Source organism: Amycolatopsis pittospori (assembly GCF_013870525.1).
Lineage (GTDB): Bacteria > Actinomycetota > Actinomycetes > Mycobacteriales > Pseudonocardiaceae > Amycolatopsis > Amycolatopsis pittospori.
Genome location: NZ_JACBXD010000047.1, coordinates 21,389 through 41,443 on the forward strand (window position 1 = coordinate 21,389; position 20,055 = coordinate 41,443).

The window sequence follows — 20,055 nt, forward strand, 5'->3', positions numbered from 1 at the left end:
GTCAGCCGAGTGCCTTCAGGGCCGCGGTCGCCCAGTGCGGCGAGCCGGCCTTGACGGCGATGGCGTGGGCCCGCCGGTAGTGTCCGGCGGCCTCGTCGGGACGGCCGAGAGCGGTGGCCAGGTCGCCGAGGTGGTGCGCGACCGGTCGGAGGGTGAGCATCCCGCTTCCGGCACCGGCGATTTCCCCGGCCGCGGGGAGGAGTTCGGCGTAGAGCCGCTCCATCGTCACGCGGTCGCCGCGTTCGATCGCGACGCCCGCGTGCAGGCAGGTCCGGGCCTCGTACAGCAGGTCGTGGGGCGAGTCCGGGATCGGGAGCACCGGGCGGCACCAGTTTTCGTAGGCGCCGTAACTCTTTTCGCTCGTTTCGGGCGCCAAACCCCGCTGGATCCGGTCGCAGAACAGGGCGAGGGCGAGGATCCCGTTGTCCACTCCGGACATCGCGGTCCCCGCCAGTCCGACCGCCGCCGCCCGATAGGCGGCTTCCCCGCCGGAGCCGGTCATCGCGGCGCGCATCGCGCGATACCAGCGAGTGAAGACCGCGACGAGCGGGGTGCCGTACTCGTCGCCGAGTTCGTCCGCCGCGGTGGCGTGCCGGTCCGCCACGTCGAAGTCGGCGAGCGCGCTCCTGGCCTGCACGAGGATCAGATGCCCGAGTACCTCGAACGTCACCAGCCGGTGGCGTGCGGCCAGCTCGACCAGTTCCGCGCCGATCTCGGCCCGCCGCGGCGCGAGGCCCGCCGTGTCGAAGGACTGCAGGAACCGGGCGTTGAGCGCGAACGCCAGCAAAGCCGGATCGCCGAGACGGCGTGCGAGCACTTCGGCATCCCGCGCCGCTTCTCCGGCGCGCCGCCCACCCGCGTTCCGCAGTTCGACCGCGAGGGTGGCCAGCAATCGGCACCGGTCGGCCTCCCGATCCGCGGGGAGCGCGGCGAGTGCGCGTTCGACGGTGTCCGCGATCCGCGTGGCCAGGGCGGGGTCGTCGCTCTCTGTCCAGATCGCGGGGACGTCGAAGGCGCCGATCACCCGCGCGGTCAAGGCTGGATCGTCCAGCTTTTCGGCCAGTTCCAGCGCTTCGGCCCGGTGCCGCCGGGCCTCGCCGAGACCGCCTGACACGGCCGAGGCGCGCGCCTTGCCCATGATCAGCTCCAGCCGCTCCTCGACGTCGACCTCTCCGGAGCGGTCGTAAGCGACGAGCGCGGCGTCCCAAAGACGGGCCGCTTCGCTTGAGGCGAAACGGCTTTCGGCCCGTTCCGCGGCGGCGCGCGCGTAGTGGGCGGCGCGATCGGCGTGCGACTCGGACAGCACGAAATGATGGGCCAGCGCGTCGATGTCCCGCGGACGCAGGCTTTCCAGCGCCTCGGCGATCGCGCCGTGTTCGCGGGCGCGCCGGGACCGGGAAAGGTCGTGGTAGAGCGTGTCCCGTACGAGCGCGTGCGAGAACCGGAACCGGCGCGGTGCGAGTTCGGTCAGGAATCCTTGCCGGACAGCGGTTTCGGCCGCGTCGAGCGCGGTCTCGCCGACGAGCGCTTCCAGCAGGTCCAGCTCGACGTCGGTGCCGATCACCGACGCCCGCCGCACCACGTTCCGGGCGGCGTCCGGCAGGCCATGGACCCGGTGCCGGACGACGTCGCGGACGCCCGGCGGGACCGAGTCCAGCGCGGCGGCTCCCTCGGTGGCCAGCAGGCGGGCGAGTTCGCGGACGAAGAAGGCGTTCCCGCCGCTGCGCCGATGGATCACGGCGGCGGTTCCCGGGTCGACGTCCTCACCGGTCGTGGCGCGGACCAGGTCCGCGACGTCGGCCTCGGGCAGGCCCCCGAGGTAGATCCGCACCGGTTCGCCGCGCGCGGCCCGGCCGAGGAAACCGGCCAACGGCGCGGGAACATCCGCACCGCGGTAGGTCGCGACGATCAGCACCGGTCCGCCGTCCGGTTCGGCGAGCACCGCCGTCAGCAACGCCAGGGTCTGCTCACCCGCCCACTGCAGATCGTCCAAGACCAGCAGGAGCGGTGCGGCGCCGGTCAGATAGGACGTGACCGCCCGGTGCCATCGCCAGCGCGCGGTCACGGGATCTCCACCGGACGGGTCCGCCGTCGGCGCGGGGCCGTGTCCCGCGGCCGCGAGCGTGGTCAGGATCCGGTTCCAAGCCCAGGCGGGCGGGAGCCCCTCGTCGTCGGGATTGCTCCCCCAGGCCGTGGTCCAGCCCTGCGCGGCGAGACGAGCGGTGAACGCCTCGGCGAGCGCGGTCTTCCCCACCCCGGCGTCGCCCGAGATCAGTACCAGCCGGGTGCGGGTCGCGGCTTCCGCCAGGGTGACCAGTTCGGCGTCGCGGCCGATCAGCGGCCGCTCGGCCGGTTTCGGCGCGGCCGGCTCAAGTCGTGGTGACTGCGCCAGGATGTCGGCTTCCAGTTCGCGCAGGGCCGCACCCGGGTCGATGCCGAGTTCGTCGGCGAGCGCCTGCCGCGCGGTTCTGAGCACGGTCAGCGCGTCACCCTGACGGCCGGAGCGGTAGAGCGCTAGTGCCAGCAGCCGAGAACCGTTCTCTCGCAACGGATGCTCACGCACCCGCGGTTCCAGGTCGGGCACCGCCTCGGCCGCCCGCCCCAGGGCCAGCAGGGCTTCGGCGCGGAGTTCCCGCGCGAGCGAACGGAGTTCGGTCAGTCGGGAGACCTCGCCGTGTGCCCAGCCCTCGTCGGCGAACTCGGCGTACGCGGGCCCGCGCCACAAGGCGAGCGCTTCGTCCACTTGCGACAGTGCGGCGTCCGGCCGGTGGGCGGCGAGCAGATCACGGCAGCCCGCGACGGCGTCCTCGAACTCCCAGGCGTCGACGGATTCCGCGCGCAGGGCGTAGCCGCGGGCGACAGTGACGAGCAACCGCGCGGGTTCGCGGGGCGCGCGGTCCGGCTCCAGCGCCCGGCGCAAGGCGCCGACGAAGGTCTGGACGGCGCCGACGGCTCCCTCGGGCGGGCTCTCCCACAGGTCGTCGACCAGGCGTTCCACCGGTACGACCCGGCCGCGGGCGATCAGCAGCCTGGCCAGCACCGCGCGGTGCCGCGGACCCTTGAGCCCGACCTCGCCGCGCGCGTTCCCGGCCACGAGCGGACCGAGCACCCCGAACCGCATCGCCACCTCCCTGAACCACCTGACAGCGATCATCGTGCCCGGCCCGCTCGGCCGGCGCTGACCGGGCGCTGATTCGGGGCCGCGACGCTGGTGGAGCGGCGCCGAGCGGTGACCGCGGACGACAGGAAGGCTCCCATGCGCATCACCGGATTCGACTACCAGCGCGTCCCCGCGGCGGACGGCGTGGCGCTCAACGTCGCCGTCGGCGGGTCAGGCAGCCCGATCGTGCTGCTCCACGGCTTCCCCGAGACGCATCTCATGTGGCGGCACGTGGCCGCGGATCTGGCGGCCGACCATACCGTCATCTGCCCTGACCTGCGCGGATACGGCGAAAGCGACAAGCCGGAGGACACCGGCGAGACCTACTCCAAGCGTTCGATGGCGGCCGACGTCGTCGCCGTCGCGAAGGCGTTCGGCCACGACCGGTTCGCCCTCGCCGGGCACGACCGGGGCGCGCTGGTCGCGCTGCGGGCCGGGCTCGACCACCCCGGCGTCGTCAGTCATCTGGCGATTCTCGACGTGCTGCCGACGCTGGACATGTGGGACGTGCTGCACGGTGCCACCGCTGCGGTGGCCTTCCACCTCTATCTCATGGCGCAGCCGCCCGGGTTGCCGGAACAGCTGATCGGCGCCGCTCCCGACGCGTTCTTCGGTCACTTCCTCGACGCGTGGACCCAGCGGGGGGACGCGATCCCCGCCGACGTCCGGGCCGCCTATCTGGAGGCGTCGCGGAACGCGGTGACGTCGATCGTCGCCGACTACCGCGCGTCCGCCGGTATCGACGTCGAACACGACAAGGCAGACCGCGAAGCCGGTAACCGGCTCGCTATGCCGCTCACCGTGCTCCAGCAGGACTGGGGCGCGGCACTCGGCTACGACGCCGTCGCGCTCTGGCGGGCGTGGGCGACGGACCTGGACCATCGGACCGTCACGGCGGGGCATTTCCTGGCCGAAGAGGCGCCTTCCGATGTGGTGAAGGCACTTCGGAACTTGTTGACGCGTCAGTAGCCGAATCGTCGGGGCCCCTCCCCTCGTTAGGGAAACAGCGCCGAGCAGCGGTTTGGACCGAACGGCACAACCCGTACCCCCACCCGCTCCAACCTGACAGCGGTTCACGTTTAGCCTTTTCGCAGCGGGGTATCGGTTGTCGGCACGACCTACGAGGGGCCCCGACATGAAATCCAGTCCCAGACGCGCGCACACCGTCGCCCGCGATCTGCTTTCCCTGACCAGAGCGGGAGAAGCCGACCGGCTCGCCACCGCACTGGTCTCCACCGCCTCATCCACCCGGCACGGACCGGCACTCGACGACGTCGTCGGACGGCTGGTCGACACCTTCTCCTTGGCCGCCAAGGATCGCCGTCGTTCGCTGCGGATTCGTGAACCCTTCACGTTGCGGCTGCGGGATCCCGCGGGAATGGCCGTCCAGCCCGACCGGCTCGATCCGGCGGTGCGGGCGATCGCGCGGGCGATCGCGGCCAGCGTCCGCGACGACCGGGACGCCTGCGCCGACCAGATCGGCGAGGCCTGCGAAAACGGCGACCTGACCCAGCGGATCCGGGTACTCGCGCATTGCCTCGTCTGGACCTCGGATCTGCTCAGCACCGACACCACCGCCTATCCCCCGGTCCTCTCCTGTTTGAAGGGGTCGATGCCCGGCCGTCCACAGTAGACATTGCGCGGTTCGGATGACTTCCCGTCGAACAGGTGGACATCCCTTGCGCGGCACGGCAGGCTGAACCACCGCGCACGAAGTCCAAGTCCCCGATGACGGGCGCACACTCGCGGCCATTTCTCACGAACCAGGAGTGCGACTTGGACGAGGTAGCGCCATCGACGGTTCCCGCGGACTCCCGTGCCGCCGCCACGGCCGGGAGCTTGCCCAACCCGGACAGCAGACTGGTCCGCGCGGCCGTCGCCGGTGATCCGGTCGCGGTCCGGGAGCTGGCCCGTTTCCTTTCACCACACGTGTTCCGTTACTGCGCCAGCAGGATCGGACGCACCGAATCGGGCGCCTGCGACGCCCAGGACTGCGCGCAGGAAGTCCTGCAGGCGGTCCTGATCGCGTTGCCGCGCTACCGGTACCGCCCGGACCGGTTCCTCGCGTTCGTCTTCGGGATCGCCGGACACAAGATCGCCGATCTCTACCGGCGCCGTTCGCGCGAACCCGTCGCCTCCGTCCCGGAGGTCGCCGACGGTCTGACGCTCTGGATCCGCCGCTCCCCGGACGAGATCGAACGACTGGAGCACCGGATGCAGGCCGGGGTGCTGCTGGCCAGACTGCCGATGCCGCACCGGCAGGTGCTCGCACTCCGTTTCGTGTTCGGCCTTTCGGCGGAGGAGACGGCCGAACGGCTCGGCCTGCCCAGCGCCGGCGCGGTCCGCGCGGCCCAGTTCCGGGCGCTGGCCCGGCTTCGCGTACTGCTCACCGAGCGGAATGCCCGTTACGCGGCCGACGTCCCGGACATCGGGGAAGTCGCCGTACCGGAGCTCGTCCCGGTATAGCACCGTCCACTTCGGACCCTGGATTCCCTGCCCGGGAGCCGGTGGCCATCGGGGTAAGACCCCCGTGAAGGTTGCGAAAGCCACTTTCGCAACCTTGAACGTTGCGAAAGTGACTTTCGCAACACAAGCTCGCGGGATCACTCGCCGAGGCCGGCCAGGTGCGGCCGGAGCCGAATCCCGCGCCGGTTGTCAACCACGCTCAGCACCTGAAACCGGCCTTTCGTCGCATCGTGATAAAAAGCGGCCACTCCGTCGGGTTAGAGTTGACGGATGGGCACTGAAGCTCTCGCTACTCCGGTACCCAGGGAGCAGCGCGAGCTCATGCAGGCGATGCTCACCCGGCTACCCGAGTTCAGCGATCGCTTGGCACAGCTGCTGAGCAACGAGGACGAGTTCTACCACCAGGTGGACAGCACCGCGCCGGACGAACTCCGCCAGGTCTGCCGGGCGAATCTCGAACGCGCGCTGACGGCGCTGGTCGAAGGCCGGGGACTCCCCCTCGACGCGGCCCGCAAGACCGGTCTGGCCCAGGCCCGGCAGGGTGTCCCGTTACCGTCCGTGCTCCGCGCGTTCCGGATCGGCGGGATCTTCGTCTACGAACGCCTGCTGGAACTGGCGGGCCCCGGCTTCATCAACCCCGCGCGCACGGTCGAGATCAATTCCAACGTCTGGAGGACGATCGACCTCTACTCCGACGCGCTGACCACCGCGTACAGCGAGGTCGCCGCCGAGCTCACCCACGAGAAGCTGGCCCTGCTGGACGGCCTGCTCCAGGGCCGGTTCTCCACCCAGACCGAACTCGAGAACGCGGCCAAGGAACTCGACCTCCCCGCGGCGGGCACGTTCGTCGCCGTCGTCACCGAAGCCCTCGCGCCGAAGGAACGTCCCGGCGTCGAGGCCCTGCTGCGGGCGCGGCGCTGGAAGTCGGCCTGGCGGCCGGGCGCCGAGATCGGGCTGGTCGTGATCGACCGGGTCGAAGACGTCCGCCGGCTGCGCGACGTCCTGGGCACCCTGCCGCTCGCGGTGGGGATGAGCAGGCCGTTCAACGGATTCCTCGAGGTCCCGGACGCCGTGCACCGGGCCCGGATCGCCCGTCGTTCACTCGCCACCGGTGCCGCCGGAGTGGCCGTGTTCGGCGACTCTCCCGTCACCACCCTGGTCGCGAGCGCGCCCGCGATGTCCCGGGACGTCGTGCGCTCGGTGCTCACCGGGATCCTGGTCCTGCCCCAGGCCGAACGCCAGGTCCTGCTCGACACGCTGATCGCGTGGTTCGCCGGGCACGGCTCGGCGAAGGAGGCCGCCGACCGGCTGATCGTGCATCCGAACACCGTCCGGTACCGGTTGCGGCGGGTGCAGGAACTCACCCGGCGCGACCTGTCCGACCCGGTCGACGTCGGGGAACTCTACGTCGCGCTGGAGGCCGTCCGGCTGGCCGACGACGCGGGCTGAACCGCGTCATCGGTTCAGGGGTGCCGCTCCGGTGCCATGTCGGCGTCGATGATCCTCGCGAGGTCCAGCAGCGTGTGCCCGAGGCCGGGCCGCGCGGTGAGCCGGACCGCCAGCGTGCGGCCGCGCGTCGTCGTGCCGACCGGAAGGGTCACTTCGGGATTCGCCGAACGCGTCCACTGTGGACGCCGTCCGGCCGCCGACAGGACGATGTCCGGATGCGGGGACCGCCGCCCGGGACGCCACCGTGATCTCCTGGCGTCCAGGTCGCGAATCACGTTGCCGTGCAACGAAAGCAGCGCGGCGACGTCGGCGACCGCGTCCCGGAGTTCGACGTCGGTGATGGAGTCCGAGTACGCGCCGATGTCCAGCGCGCGGGGATCGATCGGGTCCTGCGGCACAGAATTCCTTTCCGTTCCCCCTCCTGCGTCGTCCGATGGTCGTGCCACCCCCGTTGTTCCCGGGAACAAACATGTTTGGCTGCCTGCCCCGAATGGCGGCATCCGTACCGCCTTCCAGTCGCACGAGGTTCCTGTGACCGTCGGTCACACCTTTGACGCTGCCTGGTCCGCGGGACAGTATCTGGCGACTGATTACCGATGGGTAATGTCGATGTTTCATGTTTCACCAGGAGGACCGTTGCGACGTGCGTTGAGCCTGATCTTCTTGGCACTGGGAGTGTTCGCCATCGCCGGCGCGGTGTTGCTGCCCACCTACGTGAAACCCGAACTCGCCAAAGTGCCACTCAACCAGGACTCGACGTCGATCCTCGAGGGCACCGCGTCCAAGGTTCTCGCGGTGAAGACCGAGAACGGCGCGACGGTCACGGAGATCCGCGACAACGCCAAGCTGAAGGCGACCGCCCACGTGGTGGCGAACTTCGCGCCGCCGGAGATGCGGGAGGGCACGGACGTCGCCGTCTGGCTGCTGGCCGTCTCGGTCGTCGACACCCGTGACGACACCGTGGTCAGCGCGAGCAAACGGCAGGTCTGCTTCGACCGCCGCACGGCCGAAGGCTACGTGCCGCCGGGCGGCGACCAGGAGGCGAAGTGCTCGACCAACAGCAGCTTCGTCACCAAACTCGAAGACAAGGCCGAGAAGGAGAACGAGAAGCCCAAGGAGATCCAGGAGAACAAGGCGCAGCCCGGCCTGAACTTCAAGTTCCCCTTCGGCACCGAACAGAAGGACTACCAGGTCTACGACGACAACACCGGTCGCCCGGTCCAGGCCCGGTTCCAGGGCGTCGAAGAGATCAAGGGCGTCGAGGTCTACAAGTTCGTCCAGGAGGTCCTCGACACGAAGATCGCGACGAAGAAGGTGCCGGGTTCGCTCATCGGCGTAACCGGGGCTTCCGTCGAGGCGGGGCAGTTCTACCGGGGCACCGTCACCAGCTGGATCGAGCCGGTGACCGGGATCCAGGTCAAGCAGGAGCAGCAGTCGCACCAGGAACTGCGTTCGGCGGCGAATCCCACGCCGACGGTGGTCTTCGACGGCAAACTGACCTTCACCGACGCGACCATCGACGCGATGGTCAAGCAGGTCGACGAGAACAAGGGCAAGCTGGACTTCATCGGCAGCACCGGGCCGATCGTGCTCGGGATCGGCGGCGCGGCGTTCCTCGCGCTCGGCGTCTTCCTGCTGGTGAAGCGGCGCCCCGAGCCGACGCCGCCGTCCGAGAAGCCGCACAGCCGTCGCCGCGTGGCCTTCTGACTCAGCGCTTCCGCAGCACCATCACGAGGTTCCAGGACGCGATTTCCCGGACGCCGGGCACATGGACGATCCACTGGGCCCAGGAGGGGTGATAACGCGGATACGCCTCCTGGAGATCGGCGAGCGGCGTGGCCTTCCCCCACCGGAGGGCCGCGCCGACCGAGAAGGCGAAAAGGCTCTCGCCGAATTTGTTCTTCGGCTCCTTCCCCGTCCTTTCGAGGTAACGCCGCCGGGCATAGGAACCGCCGAAGAAATGCCAAGGCGCGGTCTCGTGACCGCCCCACGGCGAATACCACGGGGTGAACGAGGCGAATATCGTCCCGCCGGGTTTCGTCACCCGGCACATCTCGTCGAGCATCACCTCGGGTTCGGAAACGTGTTCGAGGACGTTCGACGAATAGCAGATGTCCACGGATCCGGTGCGCACCGGCAGTTCCGTGCCGCTGCCGCGGACCATGTTCTCACCGGCCTCGCCGCGCGCCGTCAGCTCTCCGACGTCGGGATCTATGCCGAGATAAGTGGCTCCGGCCGCACGGAACGCGTCCGAGAAATAGCCTGGCCCGCCGCCGACATCGACGATGGTTCGGCCGTTCAACGGAGTGTGCCCGGCCAATTGCCGGACCGAGTCGTCGGCGAGAATCGAGTAGAAACCGTCCGGATCGGTCTGCTCGGTGAGAAAAGTCCGGAACAACGTCACCGACCTGCGCACCGTGGCGCGATGAGGCGGTGTCGAGAGTGTCACTGAACGATTACCGACCATCGAACCATCGCTTTCGGGGAATGATTCATCTACCGTGTACGCACCGGTAACCTAGCATTGTCGCTAACAGGTTGGGAGAACCACGATGGAACGGCCACGTGTGCTGCTCGTCAACTGGCGCGACACCGGCCATCCCGAAGGTGGCGGTTCGGAACGCTACGTCGAGCGGATGGCCGAGGGACTCGCCAAGGCGGGTTACCGGGTGGAAATCCAGTGCGCCGCCTATCCCGGCGCGAACGCGGGCGAATGGCGCGACGGCGTCCGCTATCGCCGCCGCGGCAACAAGTTCGGCGTGTACCCGCACGCGTTGCGGGCGATCCGGAACGCGCACGCCGACCTGGTGGTCGACGTCCAGAACGGGATGCCGTTCTTCGCCCGCCTGGTGGCCGGCTGCCCGGTTCTCGTGCTGGTGCACCATGTCCACAAGGAACAGTGGATCAGCGCGCTCGGCGAGACGCTGGGCCGGATCGGCTGGTGGATCGAGTCCCGGCTGGCGCCATGGCTGTTCCGGCATTGCCGCTACGTCACGGTCTCCGAGATCACGAAGGGCGAACTCGCCGGCCTCGGCATCGAGGGGTCGCGGATCACCGTGGTACCCAACGGTTTGGACGTTCCCCCGCGCGGCAAGGCCGTCCGGGAGACGGAACCGACCCTCGTCGCGGTCAGCAGGCTGGTGCCGCACAAGCGGATCGAGCACGCGATCGACGTCGTCGCGAAGCTGGCGCGGCGCTGGCCGACGCTGCGACTGGAGGTGGTCGGGCAGGGGCCGTGGGAAGAGGTCCTGCGCAAGCACGCCCGCGACCGCGGCGTCGAGGACCGCGTGCGGCTGCACGGCTGGCTCGACGAGAGTGAGAAACACGAGATCCTGGAACGGTCCTGGCTGCACCTGTGCCCGTCGGTCAAGGAGGGCTGGGGCATCGTCATCATGGAGGCCGCCGCGCACGGCGTGCCGTCGGTGGCCTACCGGGCCGCGGGCGGAGTGGCGGAATCCATCGTGGAGGGCAAGACCGGCCTGCTGGCCGACGACTTCGACGACTTCACCGCGAAGGTGGACGGCCTGCTCTCCGACCGGGTGCGCCGGAGCGAGATGGGCCAGGCCGGCGTCACCTGGGCGGGCCTGTTCGACTGGGAACACAGCGTGAACCGCTTCGAATCACTCGTGCGCGACGTGGCCGGGGTGGCCATCCCCCACCCCAGGACCCTGACGCCGCAAGGCTTCGACGATCCCGTCCGCCAGCGCGGCCGTGGCGGCGTCGTCGAAGTCCTTGCGGCGTGCGCGCACGGTGACGGTGCTCGTACCCTCGACGGTCGCCGCGCCGAACGCCACTCCTGAGCGTCCGCTGGCGGCCGGGTAGAACGCGATCGAGGTGACCGCGTCCGCCGCGGAAACGACGCCGAGGTTGGAAACCAGGTAGGTCGAACCGAGCCTGCTCGCGAGCAGGCGGGTGCCCAGCCGGGCGATTCTGCTGCTGCGGGCGGGGAAATCGGGTTCCGGCGGCTGCGTGGCCAGCAGTGCGCCCACTTCGGCCGCGCCGGGTTTCCGGCCGAGCCGCAAGCGGAAGAACGCGCTGTCGTGCTCGGGTTCCGGCGCCGCTCCGCCTCGCCAGGACGCACCGACCGCCGCGACCACCCGCGCGGTCTTCCCGCCGTGCCGGGAATTCCATCCCTCGGTCAGGGTGGCGGCCGCCGCCGCGAACACCGGCGAACCGAGCCGCATACGAGGGATGTTCCTGGCGCTGAAAACATCCCCTGGGCCACTGGCGACCCGATCCGGGGCGATCCGCGCGGGAGGCGCGAAAAGCGCCTCAGCGAGCCTGCGGAAGGCGGAAGCGACAAAGGATCGATCGGCCGTGCGCGCGCCGATTCCCTTGGCGGCCGAGGAGATCGGGACGTCGAGGACCAGTCCGAGCACGGCGAGCAGGCCGAGACCGTCCAGTGCGCCGTGGTGCGCGGCGATCAGCACGACGGGTTCGTCGGTGGCGACGGCGACCCGGATCAACGGTGCGCCGCGTTCGTACGGCATCTCGGCGAAGCGGTCCCGCGTCGCCGGAAGTTGTTTCCCGGGAACGGCTTCGACCTCGGGAGCGGCCCCGAGCCAGGGCCGCTCCTCCGTCGCGACCGCCAGTCGCATCCGCGCCTTTTCCGGTGTCAGGACCGAAGAGAGCTCCGCCTCCAGGACTATGCTCCAGGAAACGGTGGGGTCGCCGTAAAGCCCGACGACGCGATGCGCGTGGTCGGAGGCGAGCTGCGACACCGGCTCAGCGGTTGCCGTAGATGACGGAGTCCGGTCCCGAGTTCGGGTTGAACTGCTCCTTGATCTTCGCCTGCACCTGGGGTGCGGCGTCCGGATCGGCGGAGTTCGTCAGCGCGTAACTCCCCCCTGCGGCCGTTGCGAGCCCGATGATGACGGCGGCGGCCGCGCCGATGAGGGTGCCCAAGACCTACTCCTTCCGCGACAGGGAATTCCTGCGTCGGCTCAATGTACGCACCGGTAACTTAAGGCACAACAGTGCGGCCGCGATCGACACCAGCGCTACTCCGTTTGCCAGCACCACCGGGACCGCCGATCCCGTCTCGGTCACGGCGGGCTCACCGGGAGTGCGGTAAAGCGTGAGCCACTGACCGGACCACACCCGTTCCGCGCCGGTCAGCAACTTCGGATCGATCCGCCCGGGCGTCCCGTGTTCGACGAGAATCCAGCCGATTCCGGCCGCCGACAGGTCTTCGGGCGACGTCGCGGCGCGGACACGGTCCATTCTGGAATCTTCACCGCCGACCTCTTCGGTGCCGACGCGCAAGGTGTCGTCGATGAGGACGGTTTCCGGGAGTGCGCGCGGTGCCGGGTCGAGCTGGGTCCGGTCGTCGTTCCAGGCGAACCTGCGGAACGTCGACAGCGGCAGCGCGACGACGTCGCCGGGCCGGTCGTCTTCCGCGAGCACCCGGTGCACCTCTTGCCAGTCCTGGGGGTAGCTCACCGCTTCGATCCGGCCCCAGCCGCCCCAGGCGAGATCGGGCATGGTGAGCAAGGGAAAGAGCGCCGCGGCCACGACGAGCGCCACCTTCGCCGCCTCGGTTCGCAGACGCGTCACGGCCGCTTCGATCGCGAGAGCGAATCCCAGCGCGACCGGCAGGGCCCACCACGCGACCCATTTCTGGGCGTCTCGCAGCAAACCCGCACCGGGGATGTGTTCCATCGCCCACGACAGCACGGGTTCGCCGAACGGCAAGGTCGCCAGCGAAGCCAGCACGACGCCGAGAACCCCCAGCACCAGCAACGCCCTCGCCGGCGGCATCCCCCACCTTCGAGCGAGTGGACGGAGTCCCGCCAGGGCCACCGCGACGGTGACGAGGATCAGCAAGGGGGCCATCGGCGCGCCGCGGCTGCCCGGCACGACGTCGCCGTTCCAGATACCGCCGAGTCCGAGCACACTCAGGATCGCCGGGCCCCAGCTTTCGGCGCGGGCGCTGAAAGCGGCCACTCCGGCGGGATCGGACAGGGAACCGCCGGGATGCAGCAGTGTCGGCACGAGCCACGGCAGGTTGAGGACGACGGCGATACCGACGGTATGGCCGAGTTTTCGCGGTCCCGCCAGGACGATCGCGGTCAGTGCGGCCAAAACCCCGCCGGGTGGCGTGAGTACCGCGGGCGCGCAAACGAGGACCAGCCGCGCGAGCGCTCTCGGCTCGCTTTCGCGCAAGGACAGCGCGGCGCGCACGATCCACGGCAGGCAGGCGTAGGTGAGCAGGAGCGGCCAATGTCCGATGAACAGGCGCTCCGCGAAGTAGGCCGTCCACGCGTAACCGGTGGCCGCGACGATCCGCGTACCGAGTTGCTCCGTCGGGACCAGCCGCGCTGCGCCGTATGCCGCGAAGAACAGCGACAGCAGGAGTACGGCTTTCTGGACGATGTCGCCGGGAACGATCGCCGTCGCGAGCGCGATCACGGCATCGGCGGGCACTGAACGCGGCAGCGCGGAACCGAGGCCGAACGCGTCCGGGACCAGCGACTGACGTGGGGCGAAAACCATGTCGTAGCTCAGGACGAACCCGCGTCCGAGCACCGGCAGGAACACCAGCAACGCCAGCCCGGCCGAAACCGCGGCCAGGACGAGGCGTTCGCCCAGTGGCCCGCCACGTGCGCCCAATGGCCTTCCCTTTCCGCCTCGTCCGCGGTTATGGTCGCTCGATTACTCGCCGGTAATCTCCGGGAATGGGAGCGCCTTTGAGCGTAGACGTCGAGGCTGACCAGGCCCCCACCGACAAGCGTGTCGCGGCGATCCTCGTCTCGCTCGCGCTGGCCGGCAACAACGCCGGTGCCTACGCGCTGAGCCTCGTCGCCGCACGCCTGCTCGCACCGAGCGCGTTCGGCGAGCTGAGTTCGCTGCTGGCCGTCCTGGTGATCGGCGTCGTACCCGCGATGGGCCTGCAGACCGTGGTCGCGCTCCGTGTCGCCCGCAAACCCCAGGACAGCGGCACCTTGCTCGCGCTCGGCCTCACCACGAGCGCCATCGTCGCGACCATCGGCCTGATCCTGGCGCCGGTCCTGGTCTTCGTACTGCACCTCGATTCCGTCGTCCCCGCCCTGCTGCTCGCCGTCACCCTCGGCCCGCTGACGCTGCTCGGGCTGTTCCACGGCCTGCTCCAGGGCAGCGGCCGGTTCGCCCTGCTCGCCGGGCTCATGTCACTCGAAGGCGTCGGCAAGGTCGGCGGCTCGCTGATCGGCCTCGTCATCGGCGGCAACGCCACCGGTGCCCTGGCAGGTACCGCGATCGGCTCGTACCTGGTGATCTTCTGCGCTTGGCTCCTCTGTGGACGGCCGCGACCGCGAAAGGCCGGCTGGCAAGCCGGCGAAGTCCTCCACGCCGCGCAAGCGATGCTGGCTCTGGTCCTGCTGGTGAACCTCGACCTCGTCCTGGCCCGCCACACCCTCCCCGCCGGCGTGGCAGGCGAGTACGCCCTAGGCGCGATCGTCACGAAAATCGCCTACTGGCTCCCCCAAGCCGTCGGCGTCCTCGTCCTCCCCCGCTTCGCGAACGGCGACGACCGCCGCCGCATCCTCCCCGCCGCCCTCGCCGTCTGCGCCGCCCTCGACGCCGTCGTCCTCGCCGTGTCCCTCGGTTTCGGGCCACGGCTGCTGGCCGTCATCGGCGGCCCCGGCTACGCCGCCAGCACCATGCCCGTCTGGCCGTTCGCCCTCGCCGGCTCGATGCTCGCCCTCGTCCAGATCCTGCTGTTCTCGCGCCTCGCCGCCGGCGACCGGCGGGTGACCGTGCTGATGTGGGCGACCGTGATCGTGGAGACCGTGCTGGTGACCGCCTGGCTGCACTCCTCGGCCACGCAGGTGGTGACCGTCGCGGCTTGCTGTGCCGGGGCTTTGGCACTTTCGGGGGTCGCTTTGGAACTCCGGTCGCGGCGGCGGAAGGGTTGACGTGACTCACCGGACGTGCACATCCGGTCGCGGGCGCCGCTGGGCACTCTCGTGTGCCGCCCTGAGTTCGGCCATGACCGCGTCCGGTTCGGATCGAAGCCGGGACGGCAGCGTCTGCAGGACGACGATTCCCGCCGCGGCGTAACGCGCGTTTCGCGCGAGGGTGGCGCGGAAGCCGGGGCCCGAAGCGTGAAAGCCGTAGGAATCGATTTCCCAGGCGAAGCCGACTTCGTCGCACCAGTTGTCCGGTGTCGCGATGTACCGGCCGTTCGCGTCGAAGATCCGGACGTTCCACTGGCCTTCCGGCAGCCCTGAACGCTGCCAAAGGTTCCACGCGTCGACCTCGGCGACCGACCTGGCACCGCCCAGGATCGGGACGAGTGCAGGGAACAGCGCCGTCGCCTGTGACAGGTTCAACCGATCGACCTCCTCGGCGAGAGCCCACGGCGGGCAGAAGCGCCGCTGGACGGCCTCGGCCATCATCGCCGCGACCGCGTCTTGTTCTGATGTTCGGCGAGCCGCATCGATCACCGCACGAGGTACCGGGGCGGTCGGAAGCCCAGACCTGATCCTCGGTTCCGGCAACCGCCGAGTCCGTTCGATGTGGACGAATCCCGTTCCCGCGACGGCTCGTTCGGCAGGGGCGAGGACGTGCACTTCCTCCGTGGCGGGGAGGTTACGCAGGCCGTAGCGCCTGAGCGCGAACACACCGGTCAGCATCGAGCCTTCACTGGCATGGACCAACGCGGCCTCGATGCGCTGCTCCTCGGTCGGCTCGCCGTTTCCGAGCAACACCACGCCGGGCAGCACCATGCGCCAGACGCCGCCGGGTTCGCAACGACGCCAGATCGTTCTCCTGGGCACACCCAGGGCTTCGAGCCGCTTGACCCCGATCACGGCCGGGCCCTCTGTCAGTTGTGGGTGCCGTGCCCACTCTCCTCGTCGCACTTGATCAGCTTGAGCCCGGCCACCGACAGAAACCGGCGATCCCGGTCGTGACCGGTCCTCTCATGCCAGGGTGTGTGGAAATAGGGACACTCAACGTCCCTATTTCCACACACCCCCCTCACACCTCACCGGTCTCGGCCTCCCGCCCACGGAACCAGGGCACGCACATCGTCACCATCGCCGCCGCCGCCAGCAGTAGCGAGGCCTGGGTCACCGGCCCATAGGCCCACTCCTGCCCGTGCCCGAGCAGTCGCCCCACCACCGCGACGACGGTCCCCACGACCATCCCGCCGAAAGCGAGATATCGGGGCGCCCGCTCGGTGAATTGGCGGGCCAGCAGGACGGTGATCAGCAGGACGATCGGCAGCATTCCGCCCAGTACGGCGAGGAGGCCGATGAGTACCACCGGGACCACGGTCCCCGAACCCGCCTCGACGGACACGCGCTTGGGACGCACCCGCCACAGGACGCCGATCAGGACGGCGAGGATCGCGAGGGCGCCGATCAGCAGGCCGGAGCGGTACTTCCAGTCGGGGGTGAACTCGAGTTGCACGACACCGCCGGAACCGGCGGGCAGGATCCATGCCTGTTGCCAGCCGTCGACGCGTGTCTTCACCAGCGGAGTTCCGTTGAGTGAAGCGGTCCAGCCGGCGTTCGCGTTCTCGGGGACGGTCAACAGGGACTCGTCGCCGCCGGCCACGGTGACCGTCCGGGACGTCGCGTCCCAGGAGTCCACGGAGACGGCTCGGTGGCCGACCGGGCCGGGAGCCTGGCCGACGGGTTTGAGCCAGAGGTCTTGGACCACGAAGGACTCCGAGCGGTCCGTCCGCAGTTCGTGCCCGCCCGCCGCCAGGTCGACGCCGCCCTGCGAATCGGGGCAGGCAGAGAGCGACAGCGGCCGGTGAGCGGCGAAATCCGCGAGGGTGCCGCGCACGGACGTGTCGTAGTCGAGGCCGTTCAGGTGGACGTTCGGACCCGCGCCGCAGGGTAGCGAGAACTCCGCGGACGGCGCGGGAAGGTCGGCACCGGTCAGGGACAGGCTTCCGATCCCCAGCGAGTTCCGCGTCCGCTGGTCGTCGTCGAGACCGGCGAACGCGATCTTGAGCTGCGAGGTGTCCATCGGCGGGAAGGTCGCGGCACCGGAAGCGTCGAGTTCGACAGAGCGGCTCGACGTCGGTGTCGTGAGTTCCAACCGGACAGGCGCCTTCGCCGTCCCTTCCGGATCCGCGGCGACGCGGATTCCGGAGATCGTCTGGGGTTTCGCCCAGTCCAGTGTCATGGTCGGCCGCAGGTCGGTGACGTCGGGCAGCCACGCTGTCGCGGGATCGCCGTCGACCGCGGCGAACGCGCCGGCCGCCGGATCACCGCCCAGTTGCGAAGTCCCCGCCACCTGCACACCGGGCAGCGTCACGGGACTCCGCCCGCCGGCCGCGGGCAATACGGTGCCGCCGAATTCGTAGGCGCTCTGCGACGTCGTCGAGAACAACCGCCGGATCCCGTCCGGTTCTTCACCGTCGCGGGACGCGTTGGCGTCGCAGCGCACGTGCCCGTCGTCCGGCACGCAGGCGTACCTCGGCTGCTGGCCGCGCGTGAACGCGAAGCCCGGCGCCGTCCCCGCGGACAGGTCGGCGGGGACTTCGAGCGCGCGTTGCGGTTCGACGCTGGGGATCTTCAGGTCGGAGATGCCGACGTTGCCGTCCTGCCTGCCGACCACCAGCGACAGCAACGTGATCCGCACCTTGCGGGTCACGCCCGCCGGCGCCTGGTAGGTGTGCGCGCCTTCGCCCCGGACGACCTGGTGATCGACGGATCCGTTGTCGGTGGTGATCCGGACCCGGGTCGGCGGCCAGCCGACGCGGATGTCGTCGACCATCGCGAGATCGACCGTGTTCACCAGCCGCGGGGTGTCCAATTCGACCTCGAGCCATTCTCCGAGCGGGCCGGTGAACGTCGAGGAATGCCAAGCCGTGCGCGGATCTCCGTCCAGCGCGGCGAACGGCTGATGGCTCGGATCCGAACCGCCGAACGCGTCGGCGAACGACGCGGCCGTCGAGGCGCTGACCGAACGGATTCCCCGGTACGCGGCCACGGTCTGGTGCTGTTCCCCGGGAAACGGGAGGACGTCCAGCGCGGCCCGTTGCTGTCTCGGCGATTCCCCGGCGGTCAGCGTCTGGCTCAGGTTGTCCCGCACCCCGCCGACGTTGCGTTCCGCGCGCCGCAGTCCGTCGGTGACCAGACGCGGTCCGGTCGGCGAACCCCCGTCCCCGGTCAGCACCGTCGGGGTGCCCGGATCGAGTTGTCCGGAGTTCAGTAGTGGCAGCAGGTTCTCCGGGCCGCCGCTCACCGTCGGAACGTCCTTTGTGGACGTCGCGGTGACGAGCGGTACCGGTCGTCGCACCTCGTAGATCTCCAGTGGCCCGAACTGGGCCGCTTTCCCGATGCCCGGCGAACCCGCCAGGCCCGCGCGCAACGTCGCGAAGTCGGGTGCGCCGACCTTGGCGCGGTCGATGTCCCCGCGCAGCATCAGGAACCGGTAGCCGGACCGCGCGAGAAGCGCGGCCAGCCCAGGATCTCCGCGGCCGTCGGCCAGAGCCGCGTCGACCGAGTCCATCAGCCGTGTGTTGCCCTCCGAGCCCAGCGGAACCTGGTTGCGCACGGCCCACGGACTGTCCGCGATGGCCTGGGCGGGCTCGTCGACGGTGCGGCCCCAGTCGTACTCGCCGAACCCCGTCGCGGGCAGCAGCAGCGTGCGCGCGTTCGGGTCGGTCTTGGCGACGTAGCCCATCGCGTCGTACCAGTAACCGGGTATCTCGTCCCAGCCCGGCCCCGGCCGCAGGGTCAGCAGCCACACCGGCGCCGCCATCACGACGACCAGCAACGCGCCCAGCGCGGGCCGCAGATTCCGCCGCAGGGCCGGTGCCGCACTGGTGATGCCGTGGATGAACGCCAGCATCAGAGGCAACCGCAGTACGGGCTCGAACTTGTGCACGTTGCGCAGCGGTGCGAGCGGGCCGTCGAGCAGATGCCGGACGGGTTCGGCGAGCGGACTGTCGAGCGTGCCGACGTAGCCGACGGTCAGCAGCATCAGTCCGACCAGGACACCGAGCATCAGGAACCGTCGTTCGGGCAGCCCTCTCCGGGCCAGGCCGAACAGTCCGACCGCGGCCACCAGCCCGGTGGCCGCCATCAGCACGGGATTGTCGATCAGCTCCCAGCCCGACGGCCACCACGGCGTGCCCTGCACGACGTAGGCCACCCACTGGTTCGTGCCGCGCAGCACCTCGAACAACGACATCGGCGCCGTGGTGTTGGTCGCGGATTCGATGTAGTCCAGGAAAGGCAGGCTGTACTGGCCGAGCAGCACCAGCGGAAGGATCCACCACAGCACCACGCCGATCACGAAGACGAACCACCAGATGACGAGTTCGACGTGCGTGCTGCGCCATCTCCGGGTCAGCAGCCAGAGCCCGGGCAGGACGAGCGCCATCACGACCATCGCGCCGTTGATCCCGCCCATGCACAGGACGGCGAGCGCGGACAGCCCGGCGGCTCGGCGTGGCGAACCGATGCGGTCGGCGAGGATCAGCGGCAGCAGCACCCACGGCAGCAGGACGGCCGGCAGCATTTCCGAGGACAGCGAACCGATTTCGGTGACCATCCGCGGCGCCAGGGCGTAACCGACTGCTCCGATCAGCCGAGTCCGTTCGTTCCCCATTTTGAGCGCGCGGGCCACCAGCAGGGCACCGCCGAACGCGACGGAGAGCAGGATCGCGCACCACAGCCGCTGCGCGATCCACACCGGCATCCCGACGGCCTGGCACAGCGCGAAGAACGGACCCATCGGGAACAGGTAGCCGTAGGCCTGGTTCTGCAGTTCCCCGGCCGTCGCCTGGGGATTCCACAGGTGCAGCGCCCGGCCGAGGAAGGCGAGCGGGTCCACCGCGAGGTCGAGTTTGGTGTCGAACGTCGTCCTGCCGGGACGCTGCAGGAAGGACAGCACGGTCAGTGCGAGCACGATCCACGTGCTCGGCCGTTTGACGAGCGCGCCCGGCGAAAACCGACGTCCGGATCGCCGCACCGTCTCGCGACCCGTTCGTTCGCCGGTGGTTACCATCCGGTAGATACTAGGCGGAAACG

The 20,055-nt window shown here is 69.8% G+C and carries 14 protein-coding genes; 7 read left to right on the forward strand and 7 right to left on the reverse strand.

Annotated features, from left to right (window positions below; all coding sequences use genetic code 11):
* Nucleotide 1: 1 nt before the first annotated feature.
* Nucleotides 2–3,121 carry a BTAD domain-containing putative transcriptional regulator gene (locus tag H5J31_RS24545; protein ID WP_181774995.1) on the reverse strand — a complete coding sequence of 1,040 codons (3,120 nt, stop codon included), beginning with the start codon at nucleotides 3,119–3,121 and terminating at the stop codon, nucleotides 2–4.
* Between the two features lie 135 nt (nucleotides 3,122–3,256).
* On the opposite strand from H5J31_RS24545, the gene H5J31_RS24550 reads away from it, so the two are divergent.
* The 4 genes from H5J31_RS24550 to H5J31_RS24565 all read left to right on the forward strand — a co-directional run bounded on the left by H5J31_RS24550 (nucleotide 3,257) and on the right by H5J31_RS24565 (nucleotide 7,075).
* Nucleotides 3,257–4,129 (forward strand): alpha/beta fold hydrolase, encoded by an 873-nt coding sequence (locus tag H5J31_RS24550; RefSeq protein WP_181774996.1) that lies wholly within the window; start codon nucleotides 3,257–3,259, stop codon nucleotides 4,127–4,129.
* A 166-nt stretch (nucleotides 4,130–4,295) separates the two neighbouring features.
* A complete protein-coding gene (locus H5J31_RS24555; protein WP_181774997.1) occupies nucleotides 4,296–4,793 on the forward strand; it encodes a hypothetical protein in 498 nt (165 codons plus the stop codon).
* Nucleotides 4,794–4,936: 143 nt separating this feature from the next.
* Nucleotides 4,937–5,626 (forward strand): sigma-70 family RNA polymerase sigma factor, encoded by a 690-nt coding sequence (locus tag H5J31_RS24560; protein WP_181774998.1) that lies wholly within the window; start codon nucleotides 4,937–4,939, stop codon nucleotides 5,624–5,626.
* Nucleotides 5,627–5,896: 270 nt separating this feature from the next.
* Entirely contained in the window at nucleotides 5,897–7,075 is a 1,179-nt protein-coding gene (locus H5J31_RS24565) for a PucR family transcriptional regulator (RefSeq protein ID WP_181774999.1), read from the forward strand.
* 14 nt (nucleotides 7,076–7,089) lie between these two features.
* On the opposite strand, the gene H5J31_RS24570 is transcribed toward H5J31_RS24565, so the two are convergent.
* Nucleotides 7,090–7,473, reverse strand: coding sequence for a hypothetical protein (locus H5J31_RS24570; RefSeq protein WP_181775000.1), 384 nt, complete (start codon nucleotides 7,471–7,473; stop codon nucleotides 7,090–7,092).
* Nucleotides 7,474–7,711: 238 nt separating this feature from the next.
* Between H5J31_RS24570 and H5J31_RS24575 the strand changes: the two genes are divergently transcribed.
* The gene (locus tag H5J31_RS24575; protein ID WP_181775001.1) at nucleotides 7,712–8,782 is read left to right on the forward strand and encodes a DUF3068 domain-containing protein; all 1,071 of its coding nucleotides are present in this window, start codon (nucleotides 7,712–7,714) and stop codon (nucleotides 8,780–8,782) included.
* A gap of 1 nt (nucleotide 8,783) precedes the next feature.
* On the opposite strand, the gene H5J31_RS24580 is transcribed toward H5J31_RS24575, so the two are convergent.
* The gene (locus H5J31_RS24580) at nucleotides 8,784–9,479 is read right to left on the reverse strand and encodes a class I SAM-dependent methyltransferase (RefSeq protein ID WP_181775002.1); all 696 of its coding nucleotides are present in this window, start codon (nucleotides 9,477–9,479) and stop codon (nucleotides 8,784–8,786) included.
* Between the two features lie 163 nt (nucleotides 9,480–9,642).
* On the opposite strand from H5J31_RS24580, the gene H5J31_RS24585 reads away from it, so the two are divergent.
* A complete protein-coding gene (locus tag H5J31_RS24585; RefSeq protein ID WP_181775018.1) occupies nucleotides 9,643–10,875 on the forward strand; it encodes a glycosyltransferase family 4 protein in 1,233 nt (410 codons plus the stop codon).
* 925 nt (nucleotides 10,876–11,800) lie between these two features.
* On the opposite strand, the gene H5J31_RS24595 is transcribed toward H5J31_RS24585, so the two are convergent.
* Together H5J31_RS24595 and H5J31_RS24600 are read right to left on the reverse strand one after the other, a co-directional pair.
* Complete coding sequence (locus H5J31_RS24595; RefSeq protein WP_181775003.1) at nucleotides 11,801–11,980, reverse strand: hypothetical protein; 180 nt, start codon at nucleotides 11,978–11,980, stop codon at nucleotides 11,801–11,803.
* A 3-nt stretch (nucleotides 11,981–11,983) separates the two neighbouring features.
* Nucleotides 11,984–13,687 (reverse strand): hypothetical protein, encoded by a 1,704-nt coding sequence (locus H5J31_RS24600; RefSeq protein WP_236005364.1) that lies wholly within the window; start codon nucleotides 13,685–13,687, stop codon nucleotides 11,984–11,986.
* 77 nt (nucleotides 13,688–13,764) lie between these two features.
* Here H5J31_RS24600 and H5J31_RS24605 point away from each other — a divergent pair, with 77 nt between their 5' ends.
* Nucleotides 13,765–14,970, forward strand: coding sequence for a lipopolysaccharide biosynthesis protein (locus H5J31_RS24605; protein WP_407925057.1), 1,206 nt, complete (start codon nucleotides 13,765–13,767; stop codon nucleotides 14,968–14,970).
* A gap of 6 nt (nucleotides 14,971–14,976) precedes the next feature.
* Here H5J31_RS24605 and H5J31_RS24610 read toward each other — a convergent pair whose 3' ends face one another.
* Together H5J31_RS24610 and H5J31_RS24615 are read right to left on the reverse strand one after the other, a co-directional pair.
* Nucleotides 14,977–15,867, reverse strand: coding sequence for a hypothetical protein (locus tag H5J31_RS24610; protein ID WP_328701596.1), 891 nt, complete (start codon nucleotides 15,865–15,867; stop codon nucleotides 14,977–14,979).
* 169 nt (nucleotides 15,868–16,036) lie between these two features.
* Nucleotides 16,037–20,032, reverse strand: a complete 3,996-nt coding sequence (locus H5J31_RS24615; RefSeq protein ID WP_181775005.1) for an alpha-(1->3)-arabinofuranosyltransferase domain-containing protein — start codon at nucleotides 20,030–20,032, stop codon at nucleotides 16,037–16,039.
* Between the last annotated feature and the right edge of the window lie 23 nt (nucleotides 20,033–20,055).

Excerpts from the sequence above, each read along its gene's own strand:
- H5J31_RS24545 (WP_181774995.1), bottom strand. The coding sequence starts at position 3,121 with ATGCGGTTCGGGGTGCTCGGTCCGCTCGTGGCCGGGAACGCGCGCGGC.
- H5J31_RS24565 (WP_181774999.1), top strand. The coding sequence starts at position 5,897 with ATGGGCACTGAAGCTCTCGCTACTCCGGTACCCAGGGAGCAGCGCGAG.
- H5J31_RS24550 (WP_181774996.1), top strand. The coding sequence starts at position 3,257 with ATGCGCATCACCGGATTCGACTACCAGCGCGTCCCCGCGGCGGACGGC.
- H5J31_RS24555 (WP_181774997.1), top strand. The coding sequence starts at position 4,296 with ATGAAATCCAGTCCCAGACGCGCGCACACCGTCGCCCGCGATCTGCTT.
- H5J31_RS24615 (WP_181775005.1), bottom strand. The coding sequence starts at position 20,032 with ATGGTAACCACCGGCGAACGAACGGGTCGCGAGACGGTGCGGCGATCC.